The organism is Bacillus sp. 0909A, assembly GCF_036765115.1.
GTDB lineage: Bacteria > Bacillota > Bacilli > Bacillales > Bacillaceae > Bacillus > Bacillus mojavensis.
Genome location: NZ_JBAIZU010000001.1, coordinates 577528 through 602425, shown reverse-complemented (window position 1 = coordinate 602425; position 24898 = coordinate 577528). Strand labels below are relative to the sequence as shown.

Annotated in this window: 23 protein-coding genes; 4 read left to right on the top strand and 19 right to left on the bottom strand. The window is 45.9% G+C overall.

Annotated features, from left to right (window positions below):
- Positions 1 to 40: 40 nt before the first annotated feature.
- Entirely contained in the window at positions 41 to 877 is an 837-nt protein-coding gene (locus V6D42_RS03205) for a MerR family transcriptional regulator (protein ID WP_333512349.1), read from the top strand.
- A gap of 58 nt (positions 878 to 935) precedes the next feature.
- Here V6D42_RS03205 and V6D42_RS03200 read toward each other — a convergent pair whose 3' ends face one another.
- The 8 genes from V6D42_RS03200 to V6D42_RS03165 all read right to left on the bottom strand — a co-directional run bounded on the left by V6D42_RS03200 (position 936) and on the right by V6D42_RS03165 (position 10991).
- Positions 936 to 2201 carry a dihydrolipoamide acetyltransferase family protein gene (locus V6D42_RS03200; protein ID WP_333512348.1) on the bottom strand — a complete coding sequence of 422 codons (1266 nt, stop codon included), beginning with the start codon at positions 2199 to 2201 and terminating at the stop codon, positions 936 to 938.
- A 21-nt stretch (positions 2202 to 2222) separates the two neighbouring features.
- Positions 2223 to 3206: a 3-methyl-2-oxobutanoate dehydrogenase subunit beta gene (bfmBAB, locus tag V6D42_RS03195; RefSeq protein ID WP_333512347.1), complete on the bottom strand. Its 984-nt coding sequence runs from the start codon at positions 3204 to 3206 to the stop codon at positions 2223 to 2225.
- Between the two features lie 13 nt (positions 3207 to 3219).
- Complete coding sequence (gene bfmBAA / locus V6D42_RS03190; protein ID WP_024121984.1) at positions 3220 to 4212, bottom strand: 3-methyl-2-oxobutanoate dehydrogenase subunit alpha; 993 nt, start codon at positions 4210 to 4212, stop codon at positions 3220 to 3222.
- Between the two features lie 21 nt (positions 4213 to 4233).
- Positions 4234 to 5658 (bottom strand): dihydrolipoyl dehydrogenase, encoded by a 1425-nt coding sequence (gene lpdA, locus V6D42_RS03185; RefSeq protein ID WP_333512346.1) that lies wholly within the window; start codon positions 5656 to 5658, stop codon positions 4234 to 4236.
- 15 nt (positions 5659 to 5673) lie between these two features.
- Positions 5674 to 6759 carry a butyrate kinase gene (gene buk / locus V6D42_RS03180; protein ID WP_326332421.1) on the bottom strand — a complete coding sequence of 362 codons (1086 nt, stop codon included), beginning with the start codon at positions 6757 to 6759 and terminating at the stop codon, positions 5674 to 5676.
- 23 nt (positions 6760 to 6782) lie between these two features.
- The gene (bcd, locus tag V6D42_RS03175) at positions 6783 to 7877 is read right to left on the bottom strand and encodes a branched-chain amino acid dehydrogenase (RefSeq protein WP_024121987.1); all 1095 of its coding nucleotides are present in this window, start codon (positions 7875 to 7877) and stop codon (positions 6783 to 6785) included.
- A gap of 11 nt (positions 7878 to 7888) precedes the next feature.
- The gene (gene yqiS, locus V6D42_RS03170; protein WP_333512345.1) at positions 7889 to 8788 is read right to left on the bottom strand and encodes a phosphate butyryltransferase; all 900 of its coding nucleotides are present in this window, start codon (positions 8786 to 8788) and stop codon (positions 7889 to 7891) included.
- Between the two features lie 124 nt (positions 8789 to 8912).
- The gene (locus V6D42_RS03165; RefSeq protein WP_333512344.1) at positions 8913 to 10991 is read right to left on the bottom strand and encodes a sigma 54-interacting transcriptional regulator; all 2079 of its coding nucleotides are present in this window, start codon (positions 10989 to 10991) and stop codon (positions 8913 to 8915) included.
- A 151-nt stretch (positions 10992 to 11142) separates the two neighbouring features.
- On the opposite strand from V6D42_RS03165, the gene V6D42_RS03160 reads away from it, so the two are divergent.
- On the top strand, positions 11143 to 11385 hold the full coding sequence (locus V6D42_RS03160) for a DUF2627 domain-containing protein (RefSeq protein WP_010334868.1): 243 nt from the start codon (positions 11143 to 11145) through the stop codon (positions 11383 to 11385).
- A 35-nt stretch (positions 11386 to 11420) separates the two neighbouring features.
- On the opposite strand, the gene prpB is transcribed toward V6D42_RS03160, so the two are convergent.
- The 9 genes from prpB to V6D42_RS03115 all read right to left on the bottom strand — a co-directional run bounded on the left by prpB (position 11421) and on the right by V6D42_RS03115 (position 20065).
- Positions 11421 to 12326: a methylisocitrate lyase gene (gene prpB / locus V6D42_RS03155; RefSeq protein WP_333512343.1), complete on the bottom strand. Its 906-nt coding sequence runs from the start codon at positions 12324 to 12326 to the stop codon at positions 11421 to 11423.
- A 16-nt stretch (positions 12327 to 12342) separates the two neighbouring features.
- Positions 12343 to 13761 (bottom strand): bifunctional 2-methylcitrate dehydratase/aconitate hydratase, encoded by a 1419-nt coding sequence (locus V6D42_RS03150; RefSeq protein ID WP_326202965.1) that lies wholly within the window; start codon positions 13759 to 13761, stop codon positions 12343 to 12345.
- 14 nt (positions 13762 to 13775) lie between these two features.
- The gene (mmgD, locus tag V6D42_RS03145) at positions 13776 to 14900 is read right to left on the bottom strand and encodes a citrate synthase (protein WP_326202967.1); all 1125 of its coding nucleotides are present in this window, start codon (positions 14898 to 14900) and stop codon (positions 13776 to 13778) included.
- A 31-nt stretch (positions 14901 to 14931) separates the two neighbouring features.
- Positions 14932 to 16071 (bottom strand): acyl-CoA dehydrogenase, encoded by a 1140-nt coding sequence (locus V6D42_RS03140; RefSeq protein WP_333512342.1) that lies wholly within the window; start codon positions 16069 to 16071, stop codon positions 14932 to 14934.
- Between the two features lie 28 nt (positions 16072 to 16099).
- Positions 16100 to 16966, bottom strand: coding sequence for a 3-hydroxybutyryl-CoA dehydrogenase (locus V6D42_RS03135; RefSeq protein ID WP_333512341.1), 867 nt, complete (start codon positions 16964 to 16966; stop codon positions 16100 to 16102).
- Between the two features lie 25 nt (positions 16967 to 16991).
- Positions 16992 to 18173 carry an acetyl-CoA C-acetyltransferase gene (locus V6D42_RS03130; RefSeq protein WP_333512340.1) on the bottom strand — a complete coding sequence of 394 codons (1182 nt, stop codon included), beginning with the start codon at positions 18171 to 18173 and terminating at the stop codon, positions 16992 to 16994.
- Between the two features lie 122 nt (positions 18174 to 18295).
- Positions 18296 to 19039: a glycerophosphodiester phosphodiesterase gene (locus tag V6D42_RS03125; RefSeq protein WP_333512339.1), complete on the bottom strand. Its 744-nt coding sequence runs from the start codon at positions 19037 to 19039 to the stop codon at positions 18296 to 18298.
- 89 nt (positions 19040 to 19128) lie between these two features.
- A complete protein-coding gene (locus V6D42_RS03120; protein ID WP_333512338.1) occupies positions 19129 to 19749 on the bottom strand; it encodes an N-acetylmuramoyl-L-alanine amidase family protein in 621 nt (206 codons plus the stop codon).
- A 22-nt stretch (positions 19750 to 19771) separates the two neighbouring features.
- On the bottom strand, positions 19772 to 20065 hold the full coding sequence (locus V6D42_RS03115; protein WP_333512337.1) for a hypothetical protein: 294 nt from the start codon (positions 20063 to 20065) through the stop codon (positions 19772 to 19774).
- A 328-nt stretch (positions 20066 to 20393) separates the two neighbouring features.
- Here V6D42_RS03115 and V6D42_RS03110 point away from each other — a divergent pair, with 328 nt between their 5' ends.
- Both V6D42_RS03110 and V6D42_RS03105 read left to right on the top strand, forming a co-directional pair.
- Positions 20394 to 20528 carry a hypothetical protein gene (locus V6D42_RS03110; protein WP_333512336.1) on the top strand — a complete coding sequence of 45 codons (135 nt, stop codon included), beginning with the start codon at positions 20394 to 20396 and terminating at the stop codon, positions 20526 to 20528.
- 72 nt (positions 20529 to 20600) lie between these two features.
- A complete protein-coding gene (locus tag V6D42_RS03105; RefSeq protein WP_333512335.1) occupies positions 20601 to 21719 on the top strand; it encodes an NADH-dependent flavin oxidoreductase in 1119 nt (372 codons plus the stop codon).
- Positions 21720 to 22299: 580 nt separating this feature from the next.
- Here V6D42_RS03105 and spo0A read toward each other — a convergent pair.
- Positions 22300 to 23103 carry a sporulation transcription factor Spo0A gene (gene spo0A, locus V6D42_RS03100; RefSeq protein ID WP_333512334.1) on the bottom strand — a complete coding sequence of 268 codons (804 nt, stop codon included), beginning with the start codon at positions 23101 to 23103 and terminating at the stop codon, positions 22300 to 22302.
- A 275-nt stretch (positions 23104 to 23378) separates the two neighbouring features.
- A complete protein-coding gene (spoIVB, locus tag V6D42_RS03095; RefSeq protein ID WP_333512333.1) occupies positions 23379 to 24656 on the bottom strand; it encodes a SpoIVB peptidase in 1278 nt (425 codons plus the stop codon).
- Positions 24657 to 24898 lie beyond the last annotated feature (242 nt).

Here is a 24898-nt window from a genome sequence, read left to right as displayed (position 1 = left end):
GATGCGCTTTTTCATTATACTGATCATAAGGGGGGATGGCATGAAGGACTCGTTTTACTCAATTGGAGAAGTTTCAAAACTGGCAAATGTGTCGATCAAAGCGCTTCGTTACTACGACAAGATTGATTTATTTAAACCCGCCTACGTCGACCCGGATACGAACTACCGCTATTATACAGACTCCCAGCTCTATCATCTTGATTTGATCAAATCATTAAAATATATTGGCACACCTTTAGAAGAGATGAAAAAGGCACAGGAATTAGAGATGGAGGAACTATTTGCTTTTTATACAGAGCAGGAAAAGCAAATCAGGGAGAAATTAGATTTTTTATCAACATTGGAGCAGACCATTTCTCTGGTGAAAAAGCGAATGAAACGGCAGATGAAATATCCTGCGCTTGGTGAGGTGTTTGTTCTAGATGAGGAAGAAATACGGATTATACAGACAGAGGCAGAGGGAATTGGGCCTGAAAACGTGCTCAACGCCTCATACAGCAAACTAAAAACATTTATCGAATCAGCCGATGGTTTTTCGAACAATAGCTACGGTGCTACTTTCTCGTTTCAGCCATACAACAACATTGATGAAATGACTTACCGTCATATTTTCACGCCTGTCTTAACGAATAAACAAATTTCTGCGATTACGCCGGATATGGAAATCACAACAATACCAAAAGGCAAATATGTTTGTATCGCTTATAATTTCTCGCCAGAGCATTATTTTCTCAACTTACAAAAGCTGATCAAGTATATCACGGACCGTCAATTAACGGTTATCAGTGATGTTTACGAGTTAATCATACCGATTCATTATTCTCCGAAAAAACAAGAAGAATATCGGGTTGAAATGAAAATCCGAATCGCAGAATAATGGTACATAGAAAAAGAGCATTTTTTGAAGTTTCGTTCAAAAAATGCTCTTTCTGTGTTTAGTAGACAGTTGTTTTCTCATCTATCGATTCTAAAATTTCTTTGACACGTGCCAGGAATCTTCCGCACACGAGGCCATCAAGCACTCTGTGATCTAAAGACAGGCACAGATTGACCATGTCTCTGACAGCAATCATGCCATGATCCATAACAACCGGGCGTTTGACGATCGATTCCACTTGAAGAATCGCAGCCTGAGGATAATTGATGATTCCCATCGACTGAACAGATCCGAACGAACCTGTATTGTTGACGGTAAACGTTCCTCCCTGCATATCGTCTGCTGACAGTTTTCCGTCTCTTACCTTTTTGGCAAGGTCGGTAATTTCTCTCGCAATGCCTTTAATCGTTTTTTCATCAGCATTTTTGATCACCGGAACAAATAAAGAATCTTCCGTGGCAACCGCGATTGAAATATTGATATCTTTTTTCTGAATGATTTTGTCCCCCGCCCACATGCTGTTCATTTGCGGGAATTCTTTTAACGCCTGAGCGACCGCTTTTACGAAAAAGGCGAAAAAAGTTAAATTAAAGCCTTCTGTTTTTTTGAAGGAATCTTTTATACTGTTTCGGTATGCCACCATGTTTGTGACATCGACTTCCATCATCGTCCAAGCGTGAGGAATTTCTGTTTTGCTTCGTTTCATATTTGAAGCGATCGCTTTTCTAACAGCTGTGACAGGAATTTCTTTATCTCCGGCTGCTGAAACAGGATGAGAAACGTCTTCTTTCGTCTCCTGTTTTTGCGCTGGTGCAGGAGCTGCTGCTTTTGGCTCCTGAGTCTGTTCTGAAACGCCGCCTGAATCAATGATACGCTGAATATCTTTTCTCGTGATCCTTCCGCCGGCGCCCGTTCCTGTTACTTGCTCAAGGTCAATGCCATGCTCTCCGGCCAAACGAAGTACGGCTGGAGACAAACGTTTCTTATTGGCCTGACTGTCTGCTTCGGTGCGGTTTTCAGGAGCTGCTTGCCCGGCAGTTGGCGCTTCGGTCTGATCTTGTTTTTGTTCAGCCGGCTTTGCGCCTTCTGTTTCGATTTTGCAAATAATTTCTCCGACTTGCAGGGTCTGGCCTTCTTCTCCCACAAGCTCTGTTATTGTACCGGTAAAAGAGGACGGAACCTCTGCGTTTACCTTATCTGTCATGACTTCTGCAATCGGATCGTATTTGTTCACTTTATCTCCAGGGGCGATGAGCCATTTGCTGATCGTGCCCTCCGTTACGCTTTCGCCAAGCTGCGGCATCGTCATTTGTTCTATTGCCATGATCGTATCCTCCTTACGTCTTTAAAACTCCGCTAATTCTCTCATCGCCGCTTCTACTTTATCAGGGTTGACCATAAAGTATTTTTCCATTGTCGGCGCATAAGGCATAGCCGGAATATCAGGACCTGCAAGCCGTTTGATCGGCGCGTCTAAGTCGAACAGACAATGCTCGGATATAATGGCAGCCACCTCACTCATGATACTGCCCTCTTTTGTATCTTCTGTGACCAAAAGGACCTTTCCGGTTTTGGATGCGGCTTCGATGATCGCTTCTTGATCAAGCGGGTATACCGTTCTTAAATCCACCACATGTACAGAAATGCCGTCTTTTTCGAGACGTTCTGCAGCCTGTAAAGCAAAGTGGACACAAAGCCCGTATGTGATCACCGTGATGTCGTCGCCTTCCCTTTTTACATCAGCCTTGCCGATAGGAAGTACATAATCATCTGCCGGAACCTCGCCTTTGATCAGACGGTACGCGCGTTTGTGCTCAAAAAACAGCACCGGATCTTCATCACGAATTGCGGCTTTTAAGAGTCCTTTCGCGTCATACGGCGTTGAAGGCATCACAATTTTCAGTCCAGGCTGATTGGCGAAAATTGCTTCGACTGATTGAGAATGATAAAGCGCTCCGTGCACGCCGCCACCGTACGGCGCTCTGACAACGATCGGGCAGCTCCAGTCATTGTTGCTGCGGTAGCGGACTTTAGCAGCCTCGGATATAATCTGGTTTACCGCCGGCATAATAAAATCAGCAAACTGCATTTCGGCAATCGGCCTCATGCCGTACATAGCAGCTCCTATACCGACTCCGGCGATCGCTGATTCAGCAAGCGGCGTATCCATGACACGCTCTTCTCCAAATTGTTCGTACAGGCCAGCTGTGGCTTTAAATACACCGCCTTTTTTTCCTACATCTTCCCCAAGAACGAAGACACGTGAATCTCGTTCCATTTCTTCTTTCATCGCCAAATTGATCGCATCAATATATGACATTACTGACATTTGTACTTCCTCCCTACTTCGCATACACATAATCGAGCGCTGACTCAGGAGCTGCATAAGGAGCGTTCTCTGCTTCATCTGTCGCCTCGTTTATGATTGCCATGATTTCGTCCAGCATGGTTTGTTCTATCTCTTCAGTCAGCAGGCCTATTTCCTTTAAGTAAGCTTGATAAGTAAACAGGGGATCACTTTTTTTCGCTTCCTCTACTTCTTCACGGCCTCTGTAGCTGCTGTCGTCGTCATCGCTGGAATGCGGTGTCAGGCGGTAAGAAATCGTCTCAATTAAGGTAGGGCCTTCTCCTCTGCGCGCCCGTTCACGCGCTTCTTTCACAGCTTGATAAACTTCGAGCGGATCGTTTCCATTCACCGTTACACCAGGCATTCCATAGCCTACGGCACGATCTGAAATATTTTCACAGGCCACTTGCTTATCGTAAGGGACCGAAATCGCGTATTTGTTGTTTTCACACATAAAAATAACCGGAAGCTTATGAACAGCGGCAAAGTTTGCCCCTTCATGGAAATCGCCTTGGTTTGAAGATCCTTCTCCAAATGTGACAAAAGCCGCAATGTCTTTTTTCTCCATGCGTCCAGCTAGCGCTATGCCGACCGCATGCGGCACTTGCGTTGTTACCGGAGAAGACCCCGTCACGATCCGGTTTTCCTTTTGACCAAAATGCCCCGGCATTTGGCGGCCACCTGAGTTTGGATCTGCTGCTTTGGCAAACCCGGACATCATTAAGTCCTTCGCGGTCATGCCAAACGCGAGCACGACACCCATGTCTCTATAGTAAGGCAACACGTAATCTGTTTCACGGTCAAGGGCGAAAGCTGCTCCTACTTGTGCTGCTTCCTGTCCTTGACAAGAGATAACAAACGGGATTTTACCAGAGCGGTTTAACAGCCACATTCTTTCATCGATTTTTCTTGCTAACAGCATGGTTCTATACATATCAACGGCTTCCTGATCAGTCAGCCCTAATGCTTGATGTCGGTTTGTACTCATTCAAGCGCCTCCTTTATGCTTTTAAAAATGAATGGCTTTGCCATCTGCAGCAAGCGCTGCTTCTCCAATCGCTTCAGACAGCGTCGGGTGCGGGTGGATCGTTTGCCCGACCTCCCACGGCGTCGCATCCAGCACTTTTGCAAGACCTGCCTCTGATATCATGTCAGTGACATGCGGGCCTATCATATGCACCCCGAGAATATCATCTGTGGCACGATCAGCTATGATTTTTACGAAGCCATCGCTTTCCCCGTACACAAGTGCTTTTCCGATCGCCATAAATGGGAACTTTCCTATTTTGACATCGAATCCCTTCGCCTTTGCCTCTTCTTCCGTTAAACCCACACTAGCTGCTTCCGGGCTGGAATAGATGCACTTCGGTACAAGTGCCGGGTCAAGCGGGTGCGGATTAAGGCCGGCGATATGCTCCACTGCAAGGATTCCTTCATGTGACGCCACGTGGGCAAGCTGAAGGCCCCCGATGACATCCCCGATCGCATAAATATGAGATTCTTTCGTTTGGCAGCTGCCGTTAACAGAGATGACGCCATTTTCAGTGACAACATCGGTGTTTTCCAAACCGATGCCTTCGATATTTGCCTGTCTGCCAATGGAAACAAGCATTTTTTCCGCTGTATAAGTGGCGGTTTCTCCGTCTTTTTCCGCCTGTATGCTGATGTCACCTGACGATTTTTTCAACGTATCAGGCAGCACTTTAGCTCCTGTGACAAACTGAATTCCTTTTTTCTTAAGAAGGCTTTGCATTTCTTTTGACATGTCCTGGTCTTCAGTCGGCAATATCCGGTCCGCATATTCGATAACCGTTACATTTACGCCAAAGTCATGAAGCATGGATGCCCATTCGATTCCAATAACTCCTCCGCCGACGATGATCATCGATTTTGGAAGCTCCTCCATTTGGAGCGCTTCATCCGAGGTTAGAACAAACTCTCCGTCCGCTTCCAGACCCGGAAGCATTCTCGGCCTTGAGCCTGTAGCAATAATGACCTGCTTCGGGATCAGCATGTCATTTTCTTCGCCATTTCCCCGTTCAACAGAAATGGTTCCCGGCAGCGGAGAGAAAATAGACGGTCCAAGGATGCGCCCATATCCGTCGTACACGTCGATTTTTCCTTTTTTCATTAAATGATTGACGCCCGCTGCAAGCTTATCAACAACCGCCTGCTTACGGTGCTGCACCTTTTCAAAGTTGAGGGACACGCCGGACGTTTCGACTCCGAATTGATCGGCTTCACGGGCTGTCCGGTACACTTCTGCGCTTCTAAGCAGCGCTTTACTCGGAATACAGCCTTTATGCAGGCATGTTCCGCCAAGCTTTTCTTTTTCTACAACGGCTGTTTTTAAGCCGAGCTGCGCCGCTCTGATCGCCGCGACATAACCGCCTGTACCGCCGCCCAGAATGACTACATCATACTCAGTTGCCATTTGACTCACTCCTGTCTATTCAATGCGATATTGTTTGGATTGCTCTTCGCCCTGCAATACCCTGAGCGCCCCTTGGGCCAGAGATTGCAGTTCGTTTTCTCCCGGATAAACCAAAACGTCCGAAATCCAATCTATGTATGAGCTGATGCTGGAAACAAAGCTTTTGCCGTAAGCCAGACCTCCTGTCAGAACAATGGCCTCGACTTCGCCTTTTAATACGGCGCTTGCTGCTCCGATTTCCTTCGCTACCTGATACGCCATGGCATCAAAAATTAAACGGGCTTTTTCATCGCCCCCCTGAATCATTTGTTCAACTTTCACAGCATCATTTGTACCGAGATAACCGGAGAGCCCGCCGGTTCCGACCAGTTTTTTCATCATTTCTTCTTTTGTATATTTTCCTGAAAAGCATAAATTGACGAGATCCCCCGCAGGCACTGTTCCTGCGCGTTCAGGACTGAACGGCCCCTCTCCGTGAAGGCCGTTGTTGACATCCACCACCCGGCCCCGATCATGCACCCCTATTGTAATGCCGCCGCCCATGTGAGTAATAATCATTTTCATATGCTCATATCGTTTGCCAAGAGAGGCTGCCGCCTTACGGGCGACAGCTTTTTGATTTAAAGCATGAAAAATGCTTTTCCGTTCAATTTCAGGCATGCCTGAAATTTTAGCGAGCTCTGACATTTCGTCAACTACAACAGGATCCACAATATAAGATGGAATGTTGAGACCGTCAGCAATTTCTCTTGCGATAATGCCTCCTAAATTGGAGGCATGCTGTCCGGCATAACCGCTTTTCAAATCCTCAATCATGTCGTCATTCACTTCATATGTCCCGCCTTCTATCGGGCGGAGAAGACCGCCTCTGGCACAGACAGCATCAAATTTCGAGATATTAATGCCTTGTTCATGAAGCGTTTCGAGGATATGCTTTTTTCGAAACTCATACTGGTCAATAATATGGTCGAACTGCTGCAGCTCTTCTATGTTGTGTCTCAGTGTTTTTTCAAAAATACTGCGTTCATTATGAAAAACACCGATTTTCGTCGAAGTTGAGCCTGGATTAATGGTGAGAATGCGTTTTTCATCATGTAGCATTTCAAAACCTCCAGATCAATTTCTTAGCGTCTGCTTAATATATGGTGGCCGTTTTGCAAAAACTGGCTTCTTGAGCGGCGATTGCGTTCAATTCGCTCTTCAGCCAAGCGGTCAGCCGCTAAATACGTCGGAATGCCGTCACGCTGGGAAATGTCAAGGACACGTTCAATATTAGCGTAAATGCCCTCAACCTTTTTCAATGCACGTTCCGCATTATAGCCGTAAAGCTCATCCGCCACATTGATAACGCCGCCCGCGTTGATGACGTAGTCCGGTGCGTACACAATGCCCATTTCGTGAATTTGATCGCCGTGGCGAGTTTCTTTCAGCTGATTGTTAGCCGCGCCTGCAATCACTTTTGCTTTCAGCTGCTTAATAGTATCGTCATTGATGGTTGCACCAAGAGCACACGGCGCATAAATATCGCAGTTTTGTGAATAAATATCTTCTGGATCAACTGCACGTGCACCAAAATCTTGTACCGCACGTTCAACTGATTGCTTGTTGATATCCGTAACGATTAAGCTTGCTCCTTCTTCATGAAGGTGGCGGCATAGATTGTAAGCCACGTTGCCAACACCCTGTACAGCGATGGTTTTTCCTTCAAGAGAGTCTGTGCCGAATGCAGCTTTAGCGGCAGCCTTCATGCCTTTATACACTCCGTAAGCCGTAACAGGAGACGGATTTCCTGAAGAGCCGAATGCAGGGGAAATACCTGTGACAAAATCTGTTTCATCATGAATGATATCCATATCCTCAACCGTTGTGCCGACATCCTCAGCCGTAATATATCTGCCGTTAAGCCCTTGAATATAGCGGCCGAACGCGCGGAACATTTCTTCATTTTTATCCTTGCGCGGATCGCCGATGATGACCGTTTTTCCGCCTCCCAGGTTTAAGCCTGCCGCCGCGTTTTTATAGGTCATGCCTCTTGCAAGTCTGAGTGCGTCCTCAATTGCAGCTTCTTCATTTTCATATGTCCACATTCTCGTTCCGCCAAGTGCAGGTCCCAGCGTCGTATCATGAATTGCGATAATTGCTTTTAATCCTGATTGTTCGTCTTGGCAGAAAACCAATTGCTCATAATCGTATTGCTCCATATATTTAAACAGTTCCATATCAGTTCCTCCTAAAGTGTGTATTCTTCAGATGCGCATAATGCCAGCGCGATCGAATACAGTTTGTTTTCAGCGGAATCCGCTCTGCTCGTTAATGCAATCGGCGCTTTGGCTCCCGTAATGACAGCCGCCACGTGTGCTTTCGCAAAATAAATCAATGATTTATATAAAATATTTCCCGCTTCAATCGAAGGAACGAGAAGAATATCGGCGCTGCCCGCTACGTCTCCCGAAATCTTTTTTTGAGCCGCGGCGATTTGCGATACTGCATTATCCAAGGCAAGCGGACCATCTACAACGCACCCTTTAATCTGCCCTCTTTTATACATTTGGGCGAGAGCAGCTGCATTGACCGTCGCTTCCATTTTCGGATTTACCGTTTCTACCGCTGCAAGGGCAGCCGCTTTTGGCATATTGTTTCCTACTGCACGCGCGACATGAACAGCATTTTGAAGAATCTGCTGGAGCTCCTCCAGCGAAGGGGCGATGTTCATAGCCGAATCTGTCACAAACATCAGTCTCTCAAAACCGGGAATATCAAACACGGCCACATGAGAAAGGACACGGGATTTCCGCAGCCCTTCCTGTTTGTTTAATACCGCTTTAAGCAAAACTGACGTCGGCACATTCCCTTTCATTAATACGTCTGCCGTTTTTTGATGAACAGCGCGAACCGCTAGCTTGGCTGATTCCTCCGGCGTATTGGCATGAATGATTTCCACTTGATGCCCTTGCATGGATGATGTCAAGTCGTTCAGTTTTTTGCTGTCGCCCACTAATAAAAAACGGACGGACAAATGCTCAGCTGCCAGTTTCACAGCCCGGATCACTTCCTCATCCTCAGCATGAGCAACCGCAATGGTCTTGTTTTTGTACATCGACGCTTTGCCGATCAAATCTTTCAGCTTCATCAGTTACCACCTTTCTTGTCTCGACTCCGCTTTTTATTATGCAAGTTCTATGCCAGCTCGGTGCGATGCTGTCATGATGGATGCGAAGAAAGATTCGTGCAGACGTTTGCGCTTATTCTGCAAATTATTGCATGCCTTCATTTGCAAGGCCGTATTTATCCATTTTGTAATATAAATTTCGAATGCTGACGCCGAGAGCTTTCGCTGTTTTCGTACGGTTAAAATGATGCTTTTCTAGCGTTTGCTGAATCAAGTGAGCCTCAAATTTTTCAACGGCTGTAGACAGCTTTTCGCCTTCGATGTCAGGAAAATCAAAACCGGCTCCCTGTTCTGCGCTGCTTTCTTTTTGTTCTATTTCAAATACAGGCAAATGCTCTTTTTCAATCCATTCCATGTGCGGCTTCAGAAAAATCATTGCTCGTCCAAGGACATTTTCCAGCTCGCGGACATTCCCCGGCCAATGGTAAGCCGACAAAGCCCGCAAAGCCTGCTGCGTCAGTCCCTTTACATTCCGGCCGTAATCCCGGTTAATTTTTTGAATGAGCCTTTCACTGAGTGCTTTAATGTCTTCAATCCGCTGACGCAATGGGGGAATAGAGATGGGATAACGATTAATACGGTAATACAGATCTTCACGGAACGTTCCATCCGCCATTGCTTTTTCGATATTTACATTTGTGGCTGCAATAATTCTCACATTAACAGGGATTGCTTTCGTGCCTCCCACTCTGACGATCTCTTTTTCTTGAAGAACGCGCAGCAGTTTCGCCTGCATATTTTGCGTCAGCTCGCCGATTTCGTCTAAGAAAATACTGCCGTTATTGGCTTCTTCAAATAAGCCCTTCTTGCCGCCGCGCTTCGCTCCCGAAAACGCGCCTTCCTCGTAGCCAAACAGTTCCGATTCCAGAAGATTCTCTGAAAGAGCGGCGCAGTTTACGCGGATGAATTTATTGTATTTCCTGTCGCTTTCGTTATGGATGGCATGGGCAAACAGTTCTTTTCCAGTGCCCGATTCTCCGCGCAGCAAAATCGTTGCCGGCGTTTTCGCTCCGAGCTTCGCCTGCTCAAGCGCAACCAGCATTTGCTCACTTTTGCCGATAATGTCGTCGAAGGTATATTTCGCTTCGAGCGTGCGGATAATCTGTCTGGCCCTGTTAAGCTCTGCGGTCAGCATTTTAATTTCTGACACGTCATGGATCACGCCGACACTTCCTTTTAAAATGCCATCCACAATCACCGGCGCTACATTGACGATGACCTCTTTTTCATTCGGGCCGACCTTCATTCTGACGCCGCGCACTGGGCGTCTTGTCTCAAGCACCTTTAAATGCATGCTTTCTCCTTCAGAAATATCAGTGCTCGCCGGCTTGCCGATGACTTCTTTTTCAGAAAGTCCCGTCATTTTTGTGTATGCTTTATTGATCAACAGGCCAATGCCATTTTCATCAACGACAGAAATCGCCTCATCAGAGGATTGTATAATCGCCTCCAGCATCGTGCGCACCTGTTTTAAATTTGTCACTTCCTCCGCCAGCTCGACCGCATCTGTAATATCCTTAAATACACAGAGTGCTCCGAGCAGACGTCCGCCTTCATCAATGATCGGCAGCCTGGTTGTTACAATTTGCAAATTTTCACCCAAAAGTTGCTTTTGATTGTATTCAGGCTCTCTTGTTTTTAAAATCCGAGGCATCTTAGTGCTCGGGATGACTTCTTTGATCGGGCGCCCAATGACTTCCTCGCGTTTTTTCCCTACCATTTTTTCAGCCATATGATTAAACAGAATGATCTCTTCATTGATATCAATAAAAATCATCCCGTCATGAGTGGAATTAAAGATCCTGTCATGTTTGTAGGTTTGTTCTTTTAACATTTGAATCAGCTGCTGTTTTTCTTCCATGAGCTGAAACACAATATAAGCCATCTTTCCCGGCATAACAATGGTCTGCTCATGCTTTTCCTGAAGGAGTTCGTCAAGTACAGCTTGATCACCCGTTGTATGAATGACGATATCCGGCTTTTGTTGTATGTATGGTTTCCAATCAGATGAAACGGCAATTCCATAATGTTTTGCTTCTTTTAATCCCGGCGCTTCGGGGTTTTTGTCAACCACGGCAATAATGTCTATGATGGCTGTTTTAATGAGAATTTGTAATAACGCCGTTCCCCTTTTACCGGCACCTACGATCAGTACCTTCTGCATCCCGATACCCCTTTGTATGAAAAAATTTGCATACCTGTTTTTTCCGTTGCAATAATTTGCACAACCCTATGTTACCACGTTTTCTTCTCTTGACAAAATATTTTTTCCGCTGGACAATAAAGGAAATGAAACATAAAGGGGTTTTCTGAACATGAGCCGACTTTTTGCGCTTTTGATTTTAGTGCTCCCCGGCGCCATTTCCGCTATGGGCATTAAACTGATGAGAGATATGCTTTTCGGCCATACGGTTAAGCCGTTTTCTTCTCTTTGGCTCCAAGGTTTATCAGGATTTATCTTTTTTGTTTTCGGCCTGTATGTGCTGGCCGGGTTCATCTTGTACAGAGACAGAAAACGCAATCAAGTCAGTCCGCGATTCAGAAAACAAAAGATGTAAAAAAGCCGGAGCGTGCTCCGACTTTTTTGTTCGCACTATTCATCAGGCAAGACAGTCTTGGCAATCGTTTTGTCCAGCGCTTCATAATCATAATAAGAAATCGTTTCATACAGTTCCTTACGTGTCTGCATATCATCAAGCCCTTCTTTTTGCGACCCGCGCTCCCTTATCAGGCTAAACATCCGTTCATAAGCCTTTGCTGCAGCTCTGAGCGTGGTGACAGGATAGATCACCATCTGAAACCCCATAGCAGCAAATTCATCAGCATGATAATACGGCGTTTTCCCAAACTCCGTCATATTGGCAAGAAGCGGGACAGGGATCTGTTCAGCAAACTCGCGAAATTCATTTTCCGTTTGAAGCGCTTCCGGGAAAATTGCATCCGCTCCCGCCTCAATGTAAGCTGAAGCGCGTTTTATTGCGGATGCAAGTCCTTCCTGCGCCCTTGCATCTGTACGAGCGACAATGACAAGTGATGGCGCCGCTTGTTTGATGGCTTTTATTTTTTGCGCCAATTCCTGAGCCGGAACAAGCTGTTTGCCATTCAAATGTCCGCATTTTTTCGGAAGCTGCTGATCCTCTATTTGCACAGCTGCCACTCTTGCCTCCAGCATCTCGCGGGCGGTGCGGGCAGCGTTTAATCCCCCGCCAAAGCCCGTATCGATATCAACGAGCAAAGGCAGGTCTGTTGCGCGGATAATATCTTTTGCCCGTTCGGCCATTTCTGCCGACGTGACAATTCCGAGATCAGGCAGCCCCCTGCTGGCCGTATAAGCCGCACCCGATAAGTATAAGGCAGAAAAACCGGCCTCCTTCGCAAGCAATGCGGCCATCCCGTCATGCGCACCGGGAATTTGCAATATTTCCGGCGCACACATCAGTTTACGGAAGCGTTCAGCAAGCTCTTCTTGTGACGATTGCTTATTGACGATCCAAGACATGATGCGAGTCCTCCTTTTACATACAGAACATATCGACAAAATCGTTTACACGCATGGTTTGCAATGTTTCATAACTGGTGCAGTTCTTATAAATATGGTTTTGCTGTTTCTCAGAAAAATGGGTTTTGAGATTCGCAGAAAACTTTTCTAACAATTTTGGCACAGCCTCATCTCTTCGAAAACGATGCCCCAGCGGAAATTCACATTCAACCCTCTCTGTACTCGTTCCGTCTTTAAAATGAATCTGCACGGCATTTGAAATGGAGCGTTTATCTGGTTTGAGGTAATCTTCAGTATATGCTTTGTTTTCAGTTACTTCCATTTTTTCTCGAAGCTTATCTATTCTTGGATCACTTGCCGTATCTGCCTCATAATGCTGAGCAGTGATATCACCGAATATTAAACCGATCGCTGTGATGTACTGCAGACAATGATCGCGATCCGCCGGATTATGCAGAGGGCCTTTTTTATCAATGATGCGAATAGCTGATTCATGCGTTCTGATGACAACACGGTCAATTTCATCGATACGGTCTTTGACCTGCGGATGAAGAATGACGGCACACTCTGCCGCTGTCTGGGCGTGGAATTCCGCAGGATAAGAGACTTTGAACAGCACATTTTCCATGACATAAGCGTCAAGCGGGCGGGCGAGCTTGATCTCTTTCTTATTGAATAATACGTCTTGAAAGCCCCAGCCCGGAGCGGTCAAAGCTGTCGGATAACCCATTTCGCCTTTTAACGCCATCAGTGCGAGATGAACGCCCCTGCTGGTCGCATCTCCTGCGGCCCACGATTTGCGCGAGCCTGTATTAGGTGCATGCCGGTATGTCCTCAAGGCTGCATTGTCAATCCAAGCATTCGAAAGCGCATGATTGATTTCTTCCCTTCCACCGCCCAGCAGCTTTGCGGCTACAGCCGTCGTTGCCACCTTGACAAACAAAACATGATCTAGACCGACTCGGTTTAAGCTGTTTTCTAACGCCAGCACACCTTGAATTTCGTGAGCCTTAATCATCGCTTCAAGGATGTCACGGACCGTTAATGGCTCTTTTCCTTCAGACAGCCTCACTCTTGATACATAATCAGCCGCCGCAAGAATGCCGCCCAAATTATCTGACGGATGCCCCCACTCCGCAGCAAGCCACGTATCGTTGTAATCAAGCCAGCGGATCATACACCCTATGTTAAATGCTGCCCGTACAGGATCAAGAACATATGACGTTCCCGGCACTCTGCTTCCGTTTGGCACAAGGGTTCCGGGAACAATCGGGCCGAGCAGCTTGGTGCATTCGGGATAGCGGAGCGCTAAAATCCCGCAGCCGAGTGTATCAAGCAAAACGTGACCTGCCGTTGTAAACGCTTCTGAACTCGTAATCTCTTTCTCAAGCACATAGTCTGTTATTTCTTCAATAACATGATCCGTTTTCAACATTCGACCAATTCCTTTCATGATTTGGATTTGTTCTCATATCGCGGGCCGGTATAGCGGACACGAGGGCGGAACAAGCGGTTATTGGAATGCTGTTCCATCACATGTGCGCATAAGCCTGCCGTTCTCGCACTGAAAAAAACAGGCGTATACAATGGAATTGGTATGCCAAGCATCCAATACACCGGGGCGGCATAATAATCTAAATTTGGATAAAGCCCTTTTTCCCGCTCCATCAGCTGCTCCCCCGCTTCACACATTTCGTATAAGCGATGATCGCCGGCTTGATCGCAAAGTTGCTGAAGCGCTTCTTTCATCATAAGCGCTCTCGGGTCCATTTTTTTCATGTACACCCGGTGGCCGAAGCCCATGATTTTTTCTTTTTTTCTCAGTTTTGATAACAGGATTTGTTCAAAATCAGGCGTTGTTTTTGCCTCTAAGAGCATATACATGACCGCTTCGTTTGCGCCTCCATGTAGATTTCCCTTCAAGGATGCTACGGCTCCTGTCAATGCGCCATAAAGATCTGATTGTGTTGAGGCGATCACCCTGGCCGTAAAGGTTGAATTTGGCATCTCATGCTCGCTGTACAGGATAAGTGAACGGTCAAAGATCCGCTCTTCCAATGCGGATGGTATTTTTCCCGTCATCATGTATAAGAAATTCGCGCTGTAGGATAGGTGCTGAAGCGGGGAAATCGGTTTTCCTTCATTTATCATTCTATAGCTGCTTGCTGTGAGAGCAGGCATTTTTCCTAAAAGCTGATAGGCGCGCTCCTTGTTTGCAGAAGGCGATCGATCGTCAATTTTGCGGTCGTAGCCGGCAAGAGCTGACACCCCGGTTCGCAGACTATCCATCGGATGAGTATGTTCAGGCAGCAGCTCAAGCAGACGGACAATGTCAGCCGGCAGGTTTGAAGCGCTGTTGACCTTCCTTTTGACCGTTTCCGTTTCATTGTCAGCCGGCAGCCTCCCCTCCAGCAATAGATGCACCAGTTCAAGATAGCTTTTGGTTTTTGAAAGATCTATTAACTCATAGCCTCGAATCAATATCTGACTATACTGTGTGTCAAGATAAGAAATATTCGTTTCTGCCGCGACGACCCCGTCAAGACCTGGAGAAAAATGCTGTTTACCATCCATATCCTCAACCTCCGCTTTGCGTTATTATCTGTCAGATTGTGCCAAGCAGGTGCTTGGAAATAATGAGTCTTTGAATTTCATTTGTGCCTTCATAAATTTGTGTTACCTTTGCGTCCCTAAGCAGCCGTTCGACCGGATAATCCTTCATATAACCATATCCTCCATAAATCTGGACTGCCTCAAGTGCAGCTTTCACTGCTGAATCGGAAGCAAATTGTTTAGCCATGGACGCTTCCTTTCCGCAGGCCAGGCCGCGGTTATGGAGATCTGCCGCATGATAGACAAGGTGCCTTGCCGCCTCTGCTCTTGTCGCCATATCGGCGAGCTTAAACGATATGCCTTGATTGGCTGCGATAGGCCTGTTGAATTGGACACGCTGTTTCGCATAAGCAACCGCATATTCCAGGGCAGCCTCTGCGATTCCCAGCGCTTGTGCTGCAATGCCGATGCGCCCCACATTCAGGTTCGCCATCGCGATTTTAAATCCATCCCCCTCCTGGCCCAGTAAATTCTCTTCCGGCACTTCCGCATTTTCAAATATCAGCTCTGTTGTGTTGGAACCGTGAAGCCCCAGCTTTCTTTCTTTTTTGCCGACTGTAAAACCAGGTGTGTTCTTTTCAACGATAAAAGCCGAAATCCCGTTCCTGTTTTGGCCTGGGGCAGTTAAAGCAAACGTAATATAGAGGTCAGCGGCACCCCCGTTCGTTATGAAGATTTTTGATCCGTTTAAAATATATTTGCCGTTCTTTTTGATTGCTGTGGTCCGTAGGCTCCCGGCATCCGATCCAGAGTAAGGCTCAGTCAGCGCAAATGCACCCAAATAGTTTCCTGAGGCGAGTTTCGGTACATATTTCACTTTTTGCTCTTCGTTTCCGAAGTACAAAATCGGATTTGTGCCCACTGAGGAATGAACCGAAAGAATGACACCTACCGCCGCGCTGATTTTAGAAATCTCATGAATGGCCAAAATATAAGAAACAACGTCCGCTCCAGCGCCGCCATATTGTTCCGGCACTGGTATTCCCATCAAGCCGTGTTCACCCATTTTCTTCATTAGCTGAAATGGAAATTCATCTGTTTTCTCCATGACCTCCGCAGCAGGAGCAATTTCTTTTCGGGCAAAATCACGCACCATCTTTCGCATCATGACTTGCTCTTGGGTTAAATGCAACTTGGCCACCCCCGGGTTGGAATTGACTTCAGGTATTCTTCTCCTCGCCGTAATGATAAAAGCCGCGTCCGCTCTTTTTGCCGAGCCACCCTGCTTTGACGTACTTACGAAGCAGCGGGCAAGGGCGGTACTTGGAGTCACCAAGCCCGGAGTGAAGGACTTCCATAATCGACAAACATGTATCCAGCCCGATAAAATCAGCTAATTTAAGCGGCCCCATCGGGTGATTCATACCAAGTTTCATGACCTGGTCTATTGCGTCTGGCTCAGCTACCCCCTCATAAAGGCAATAGATGGCTTCATTAATCATTGGCAAAAGCACACGGTTGGAGACAAATCCGGGAAAATCATTGACTTCGACCGGCGTTTTGCCCATTTTTTCCGCTAATGCCGTAATGGCTAACGCAGTTTCATCTGATGTCGCCAGGCCGCGAATGACTTCAACCAGTTTCATCACAGGGACGGGGTTCATAAAATGCATGCCAATGACATGTTCAGGACGGTTTGTGACGGCTGCAATTTCTGTTATAGGCAAGGAGGACGTATTGCTGGCCAAAAGCGTATGAGCCGGGCAAATATGATCAAGGTTTTTGAACAATTTAGTTTTTGCCGGCATGCTTTCTGCAATTGCTTCAATCACAACATCCGCATGCTGCGCCTCCTCCAGCGCCGGAGAAATCGAAATACGGCTGATAACAGCCTTCACTTCTGCTTCCGTCTTTCTTCCTTTTTCAGCATCACGGGTCAAATGCTTTTTTATGTGCTGAAACCCCGTTTCCGCTGCCTCAGGATTCAAATCATACAGCCGCACATAAAAGCCGGCTTCAGCCGCTGTTTGGGCAATTCCGCTTCCCATCTGTCCGGCGCCGGCTACCATGATATGTTTGATTTCCATTCAAATCCCCTTCTCCGTCAATGTTTTAATGAACTTGAACCAAGACAGCGTCTCCCTGAGCCGCTCCGCTGCAAATAGCAGCAATCCCCAGTCCACCTCCCCGGCGCTTTAATTCGTACACAAGTGTCATCAAAATTCTCGCACCGCTAGCACCGATCGGGTGGCCCAGTGCAATTGCTCCGCCATTGACGTTTACTTGTTCAAGATCAAACCCAACGATTTTTTCACATGTTAATACAACAGAAGCAAATGCTTCATTCACTTCAAAAAGGTCAATATCCTGTAATGTAAAGCCGGTCTTTTTCAGCAGCTTTTTTATTGCGTATCCCGGAGCCGCCGCAAGCTCATGCGCTTGCATTCCGGCTGTTGAAAAACCAAGAATGGTTGCAAGAGGACGCTTTCCAAGTTCAGCGGCTTTTTCCTCTGACATTAATACAAATGCTCCCGCTCCGTCGTTGACTCCCGGCGCATTGCCGGCTGTAATGGATCCGTCACTCGAATAAATCGGAGAAAGTTTCGCAAGCTGATCGAGAGTGGTATCGCGGCGAATCGCTTCATCTTTGTCAACAATGTTTGTTTTTCCTTTCCTGCCAAGCCAGCTGACAGGAACAATTTCTTCATCAAACTTTCCTTCATCGACCGCAGCAGCCGACCGCTTATGACTTCGAAGGGCCCATTCATCCTGCTCTTTACGTGAAATGCCATATTCCTTGGCCGCCGTATTTCCGTGAACGGCCATGTGCACTTCATCAAAAGCGCACATTAATCCGTCGTAAACCATTAAATCCCTCAGCTCCCCGTTACCCATCCGTGCCCCCCAGCGGCCAGCGGGAACAGCATACGGAATATTGCTCATGCTCTCCATGCCTCCGGCAACAAGAATGTCCGCATCACGCGCCCGAATCATTTGGTCACATAGAGTGACAGCGCGAAGGCCGGAGGCGCAAACTTTATTCAGTGTTTCCGATGGCACACTCCAAGGGAGTCCGGCTATACGGGCAGCTTGCCGGGAAGGTATCTGGCCCGCACCGGCTTGGACAACCATACCCATGATGGCGCCTTCCGCCTGATCTCCAGAGACTCCGGCACGCTTTAACGCCTCTTTCATAGCAGCGCCCCCGAGTTCAGCAGCTTTTACTTCTTTTAACGCACCTCCAAATTTGCCAAACGGGGTTCTTGCGGCACTTACAATGACTGTTTTCCTCATGGTTTCACCTCAAATCAAAAGATAGACAGCGCTTACATTTCTGGGTGTCTTCTATGAATGTATGCTTTGAAACAGGTATGAATGAATGAAAAAGAAGGCTGCACCGGCAGCCTTCTTGAAAACTAATTTCTTCTATTCAATTTCTTAGCGATGGCAGCAGCCCGCTCAGGAAAATCTGTGAAAATGCCGTCTGCTCCCATTTTCATCAGATGCTCCATATCGTCTGGCCGATTGACTGTATAAGGCCTTACCTTAATCGAGCTGTTCCGCATTTGCTGCAGCACTTCATCCGTTACCGCCGGGCTATGCAGCTTTGGGTGGTAGCCGGCTGCCGGAATGGATTTTACATATTGATCAGCCTGATATAACACATCTGAGGTCAGTACCGCCCGCTCAATATGGGGTGCCAGCCGGCCGCATAACGCTAAGCTTTCATGGTTAAATGTGGACAGAATCGTTCTTTCTTCTATTTTAAATCGCTTTACTGCCTCAAGCACTTTTTCTTCCATTCCTTCATAGCGGATCACGCTATTTTTCAATTCAATGTTAATCAGAAAATCCTTTTTTTCCGCCCACGAGAGCACGTCTTCAAGCAGCGGCACCCTTACATCGCCGACTGTTTGTTGATGACCGGCAGCCGCATCAGCGGTTTTCAAAACATCGTACATCGTGTCCTTTACGAAACCTTTTAAGGATGTCGTCCGGTCGAGCCTTTCATCATGAATAACGACAATATGTCCGTCTTTTGTCAGCTGAACATCAAGCTCAATTCCATCCGCTCCGTTTTCAATCCCTTTTTCAAATGCAATCATTGTATTTTCGGGATAATGACCTGATGCCCCCCGATGGGCAAAAATCTTTGTCATTGTTTCACCTCAAGCCTAAAGTTGCCCGTTTTCTCTATTATACTGATTTAGGCCTTGTCACTCTAGAATGAAGTGTTTTTGTACTCTGACTACTGTGCGTAATAAGAATCGATTCCGGCGACGATCGCGTCAGCAGCTTTTTTTTGATATTCTTCACTCCCAAGCTTGTCCGCATCAGAGCTGTTTGTAATAAATCCAAGCTCAGCCAGCACGCTCGGCATTTTTGAATATGTAATGACATAAAAATCTGATTCTTTCACACCCCTGTCTCTTGTTTGCAAGGATGATACCAGCTCTGACTGAATATCTGATGCCAGCCGCTGACTGTTTTCCGCTTCATAATCAGACTGAAAGTACGTTTCCGTGCCTGAAGCAGAGGAAACGCCCGAATTCACATGAATACTGACAAAAAGATCAGCATGGTTTGCACTTGCTTTTGCCACTCTTTCCTCCAGGGTCAGAAAATGATCATCCGTCCTTGTAGCGACAGGATTTGCTCCTTCCGCTTTCAGCTTGTCCACAACATGACCGGAGACAGCCACATTAATATTTTTCTCTAACAGCCCGTTTCCGACTGCCCCGCTGTCTTTGCCGCCATGACCGGCATCAATATATACCGTTTTCCCTGCTATCGGCTCTGCCGCTTGTGCACAGGGTGCGAGCATAAAAGCCAATCCGCATATCGCTAAACTCCTCCATAACATTCTCAACATTTCTCCCTCCGGTCTGTCATTACGAGTTCTTTTGCAGCTGAATATCTTCCAGCTGTAAGGTTCCGTTTTCTTTTTTTGTATATTTCACCTGGACATTTGTGTGATCTGGCAGGTTCTCACAATCGTCGCGTTTGTCCCTTGGAACTTGTATCATGGTTTCGTCTCCGTTAAGGGAAACGGCGATTGTATGAGGATCAGCCGAACCAATGTATTTTCCCTCTTCTGTAAACTTTGGGACTGAATCACCTGCGCTTGCAATACTGCATCCGGAAAGCAGCAGCACAGTTAACAGAAATAGGCCAGTTTGTTTCACATGATCACCTCTTCCTGATGTTTGGCTTTTATCTTTGACCAGAATGTCGGATTTGTAAAGCTGGCTCGAAAGCCGGCACGACGTTTCCATGATTTTCAAAAGGGCTATCTGACCTGCTGATTTCCTGTTGTTAGAAAGAAAGCAAGCGGATCTGTCTATGAAGATGTCTCTAAAAGAGCTGTATTTTAGAAAAAATTAGCGGAAAAGAAGCAACTTTTTATTCATTTTTAAAAAATTGATGAGTACAGTGAGCAGATGGTTTGACGGAAGAGTTGGACAGGCGTAAGCTTTTAAAGAATATTTACTTTACAGAAAGAAGATACAGCTCATGAAAAAATTCGTTCTGCTGCTAGCCGCGGCGGTCATCACTTGCTCCATTGGCCATCAAATCAAAGGCGGCTACAAGAGCCCCGAAAAAGAGCGAAGAAAACCACATTCGGCAATCAAGATATTCAGCCGGTGAAGCAGATTGATTGCATCAAATTTTACATATAGGCTAGAATATGTGCGAATCCAAACGAAAGAAGATGATTTTATGAATCCAAAGTACAAACCTCTCTTTGAACCATTTACATTTCGAAGCGGCGTTACGATTGACAACCGGATCGCGGTTGCTCCAATGACCCATTATTCTTCCAACGAGGACGGCACGATTTCTGAAGCGGAGCTGGACTACATCATCCCCCGTTCAAAAGAAATGGGAATGGTGATTACAGCATGCGCAAACGTCACGCCTGATGGAAAAGCATTTCCCGGACAGCCAGCCATCCATGACGACTCAAATATTGCCGGGCTAAAAAGATTAGCGCAAGCCATTCAAGCACAAGGGTCAAAAGCGATTGTGCAAATTCATCACGGCGGAATTGAATGTCCTCCTGAGCTTGTACCGAATCAGGATGTTGTCGCGCCAAGTGACGTGTCTGATAGCGGTAAACAAATTGCCCGTGCATTGACAGAGGCAAAGGTTGAAAACATTGTGAAGGCTTTTGGAGAAGCGACAAGACGTGCCATTGAAGCCGGATTTGACGGTGTCGAAATTCACGGTGCAAACGGCTACTTGATTCAGCAGTTTTATTCTCCAAAAACAAATCAGCGCACAGACCGCTGGGGAGGAAGCGACGAGAAACGATTAGCCTTCCCGCTTGCTATTGTGGATGAGGTGAAACAAGCAATTGCTGATCACGCGAAGGGTGCATTTTTAGTCGGCTACCGTCTGTCTCCGGAAGAGCCAGATACACCGGGACTGACAATGACAGAAACCTTCACGCTAGTTGATGCCTTAGTAGAAAAAGAACTGGATTACCTCCATATTTCATTGATGGACGTCAACTCCAAAGCGCGCCGCGGCGCAGACCCAACACGTACACGTATGGACTTATTGAAGGAACGTGTCGGACACAAGGTGCCGCTGATTGCTGTTGGTTCCATCCATTCTGCTGATGACGCGCTTGCTGTGATTGAAAACGATATCCCGCTTGTGGCGATGGGGCGTGAAATTTTAGTTGATCCTGATTGGGCTGTAAAAGTAAAAGAAGGACGCGAAAAACAAATTGAAACTGTGATAAAAGGCACAGACAAAGAAAAATATCACTTGCCCGAGCCGCTATGGCAAGCGATTGTGAACACACCTGGATGGGTTCCTTATAAAGATTAATTTGATGTGACTGCCGGAATATTTCGGCAGTCTTTTTTATAAAAAAAGACCCTTAGGAAAGGGTCCTTTTCGTCAATCGAATAGTTTGTGCAAATATTTAAACGGCAAAATGAGAAGCTGACCAATTCCTTCGGTTAGAAAATCAAACAGCAGTCCGTCACTTTTTCTGTTTTTCTTTTTTCTCTTTTTCATGCGTATGTCTCCTTTATCCTTCAATTGCTCTTTATCCTACGAACATCCAGCGTAAAGGGTTTCAATCCGTTTTTGCCTTTCTGTTTCTCATGGTCCAACCAACGAATATACATACGACCATAGCAGCAAATGAAATGAAGTCAATCAGCATGCCTATTTTGTGTGACTCCACAACGATGTTTGAATTGACACAAAGCGAAAGAATAAATATAGCGATTAGCAGCCCGTACGTTTCACGCATTTTCGATCACTCCAAGCGTATAAACAAATATTCATCAATCTTCCGCATTTATTATAACAGATTTATCCAAAAATAAAACGCCTCCTATTTATCAGTGGAAACCAATAAATAAAAGACGTTTGATTTAAGTGCTTTTACTGATCATGCTTAAGAAGCCTTATGTTCTAATCTCAGCTTATCCGCAACCATCGCAATGAACTCTGAGTTGGTCGGCTTAGCCTTCGTCATGCTGACTGTATAACCGAACAATGAGGAAATGGAATCAATATTCCCTCTGCTCCATGCCACTTCAATCGCGTGGCGGATCGCTCTTTCTACACGGCTAGCGGTTGTATTGAATTTTTTGGCGATGTCCGGATAGAGGACTTTTGTAATACTGCCGAGCAGTTCGATGTCGTTATACACCATTGAGATCGCTTCACGCAGATAGAGATATCCTTTAATATGTGCAGGGACGCCAATTTCATGGATAATGCTTGTGATGCTCGCGTCGAGATTTTTCCTTTTTGGTTCAGGCTGGCTGCTGCGTATATAGCTGCTTTGTGATGACGGCGCGCGATGCGTCACACTGCTGGCATTTCCGCTGACCTGGCGAATATGGCCGACAAGGTTTTCCATATCAAACGGTTTGAGAATAAAGTAGGAAGCTCCTAAATCGACGGCCTTTTTCGTGACATCTTCCTGTCCGAAGGCTGTCAGCATGATGACGTTAGGTTGTTTTTTCAGATCTGATTCTCTCAGGCGCTCTAAAACAGCAAGTCCGTCCAAATGCGGCATAATAATATCCAAGACGAGCACATCAGGATCTTTTTCTTTAAATAGCGACAGGCATTCCTGTCCGTTATAAGCAACTCCGATGACTTCCATGTCTTCCTGTCCTTCTATATATTCACTCAACAGGCTTACCAGCTCTCGATTATCGTCAGCAACACAAACTTTAATTTTCTCCACGTTTCTTCCTCCCCAAATGTAGTTAACAGGATTCCACCTTGCTACATGTTTACATTCGACAAAACCGCTATATACCCTCTAAAAAAAATCATAACTAACAATAATAGTGGCATATCTTCGTTATTCTATGTTTTTCTCTGTTTTTCGACTAAAAATGAAATTTGACAAATAAGGAAACGTGAATTTGTCGAAAAATCTTCTTTTGTTCATTTTAACGTATGTATGATGAGAAGTGAAGAGGGAGAAAAGCAAAAAAACTGCCGGAATTCCGGCAGTTAGCTTGCTTTTTCTTTTCCGTAAATATCGATTCCTGCTTCAGACAGCATCCATTCAATATGCACGCCGTAGCCGCTTGTCGGGTCGTTGACAAACACATGGGTGACGGCCCCGACGACCTTTCCATTTTGAATGATTGGACTTCCGCTCATGCCTTGTACAATGCCGCCTGTTTCCTTGAGCAGTCTTGGATCGGTAATTTTTAAGACCATTCCTTTTGTAGCCGGAAACTTTTGCGGTGTCGTGCTGACGATTTCGATATCAAATTTTTCTACCTTATCATCATCAATGACCGTTAAGATTTCAGCAGGCCCTTTTTTCACTTCATTTGAAAAAGCAACCGGCAGCGCCTTGTCTGAGATTTTGTTTTTAATCGGCTGATGCAGCGTGCCGAAGATACCAAATGGGCTGTTTCTGTTAATGTCCCCGATCGTTTTGCGTTCAGAGGAAAATCGCGCCAGTTTTTCTCCAGGATTTCCGCCTGTCCCTTTTTCAATTGATGTCACAGTCGATTTGACGATTTCTCCATCTTCCACGACAATTGGTTTTTTCGTATCCATATCGGAGATCACGTGGCCAAGCGCTCCGTATTTTTTTGTTTTCGGCTCATAAAAGGTCATTGTGCCGATACCCGCGGCAGAATCCCTGATATATAAACCGATTCGGTATTTGCCTTCAGCTTCATCCTTTTGAGGAATCAGCTTTGTTTTGATCTTCTGTTTATCACGTTTGATCAGCAAATCAAGAGACTCTCCGGTTTTTCCCGCTTTTTGAATAAACGGGGCAACATCATTCATTTTTTCAATTTTCTGTCCATTCATCTCAATAATAATGTCGCCTGCTGTAATACCTGCCGATTCACCAGGGGATTTTTTCCCTTCGCTTGTGTTAATTTGATGAAATCCGACGACAAGCACTCCCACGGAATGAAGTTTGACACCGATCGATTGCCCGCCCGGTATGACTTTTAAATCCGGCAGAACTTGCACTTTTGTTTTTTTGATTGGAAATCCGACAAGATCATATACTAATTCTGACTGGCCTGATTTTTTGCCTGTGACTTTGATTTCATGCGGGTCTTTCTCTACTGTAAACGCTTCTGATGATTTTTCCTGGGCGTTTACAGATAAACTCGTTTCAATCGCTTGTGTTTGGGTTTCAAATACTCTCATTTGCGTTGGAATCAGTAAATACTCTTTTAATGGTTTGCATAAACCTACACTTAATAACGAAACAAGGAGAATTAAACCTATTGCTTTTCTGATGTTATCCGGCATTCACTACTTCACTCTCCTCGCTCCTACCCCACACCTTCTTTATGAATTGCTGCTACATCATTACTTTTGCCTTCTCAGCCCTTATTTATAACTGTCATATAAAGAAAAACATTGGATATACTGATGAACGAATGGATGAGTATACAAAAAAAATAAGCTGCGCATATGCGCAGCTTAAGACTGTTGACAAAAGTTTTAAAATCGAATAAAGTTTTAAACTTTTGTCATCCTTTCAGCGTGAT

What these genes read in the sequence shown, in the direction of transcription:
- V6D42_RS03205 (WP_333512349.1), top strand. Translation starts at nt 41, where the DNA reads ATGAAGGACTCGTTTTACTCAATTGGAGAAGTTTCAAAACTGGCAAAT.
- V6D42_RS03200 (WP_333512348.1), bottom strand. Translation starts at nt 2,201, where the DNA reads ATGGCAATAGAACAAATGACGATGCCGCAGCTTGGCGAAAGCGTAACG.
- bfmBAB (WP_333512347.1), bottom strand. Translation starts at nt 3,206, where the DNA reads ATGTCAGTAATGTCATATATTGATGCGATCAATTTGGCGATGAAAGAA.
- bfmBAA (WP_024121984.1), bottom strand. Translation starts at nt 4,212, where the DNA reads ATGAGTACAAACCGACATCAAGCATTAGGGCTGACTGATCAGGAAGCC.
- lpdA (WP_333512346.1), bottom strand. Translation starts at nt 5,658, where the DNA reads ATGGCAACTGAGTATGATGTAGTCATTCTGGGCGGCGGTACAGGCGGT.
- buk (WP_326332421.1), bottom strand. Translation starts at nt 6,759, where the DNA reads ATGCTACATGATGAAAAACGCATTCTCACCATTAATCCAGGCTCAACT.
- bcd (WP_024121987.1), bottom strand. Translation starts at nt 7,877, where the DNA reads ATGGAACTGTTTAAATATATGGAGCAATACGATTATGAGCAATTGGTT.
- yqiS (WP_333512345.1), bottom strand. Translation starts at nt 8,788, where the DNA reads ATGAAGCTGAAAGATTTGATCGGCAAAGCGTCGATGTACAAAAACAAG.
- V6D42_RS03165 (WP_333512344.1), bottom strand. Translation starts at nt 10,991, where the DNA reads ATGCAGAAGGTACTGATCGTAGGTGCCGGTAAAAGGGGAACGGCGTTA.
- V6D42_RS03160 (WP_010334868.1), top strand. Translation starts at nt 11,143, where the DNA reads ATGAGCCGACTTTTTGCGCTTTTGATTTTAGTGCTCCCCGGCGCCATT.
- prpB (WP_333512343.1), bottom strand. Translation starts at nt 12,326, where the DNA reads ATGTCTTGGATCGTCAATAAGCAATCGTCACAAGAAGAGCTTGCTGAA.
- V6D42_RS03150 (WP_326202965.1), bottom strand. Translation starts at nt 13,761, where the DNA reads ATGTTGAAAACGGATCATGTTATTGAAGAAATAACAGACTATGTGCTT.
- mmgD (WP_326202967.1), bottom strand. Translation starts at nt 14,900, where the DNA reads ATGGATGGTAAACAGCATTTTTCTCCAGGTCTTGACGGGGTCGTCGCG.
- V6D42_RS03135 (WP_333512341.1), bottom strand. Translation starts at nt 16,966, where the DNA reads ATGGAAATCAAACATATCATGGTAGCCGGCGCCGGACAGATGGGAAGC.
- V6D42_RS03130 (WP_333512340.1), bottom strand. Translation starts at nt 18,173, where the DNA reads ATGAGGAAAACAGTCATTGTAAGTGCCGCAAGAACCCCGTTTGGCAAA.
- V6D42_RS03125 (WP_333512339.1), bottom strand. Translation starts at nt 19,039, where the DNA reads ATGACAAAGATTTTTGCCCATCGGGGGGCATCAGGTCATTATCCCGAA.
- V6D42_RS03110 (WP_333512336.1), top strand. Translation starts at nt 20,394, where the DNA reads ATGAAAAAATTCGTTCTGCTGCTAGCCGCGGCGGTCATCACTTGCTCC.
- V6D42_RS03105 (WP_333512335.1), top strand. Translation starts at nt 20,601, where the DNA reads ATGAATCCAAAGTACAAACCTCTCTTTGAACCATTTACATTTCGAAGC.
- spoIVB (WP_333512333.1), bottom strand. Translation starts at nt 24,656, where the DNA reads ATGCCGGATAACATCAGAAAAGCAATAGGTTTAATTCTCCTTGTTTCG.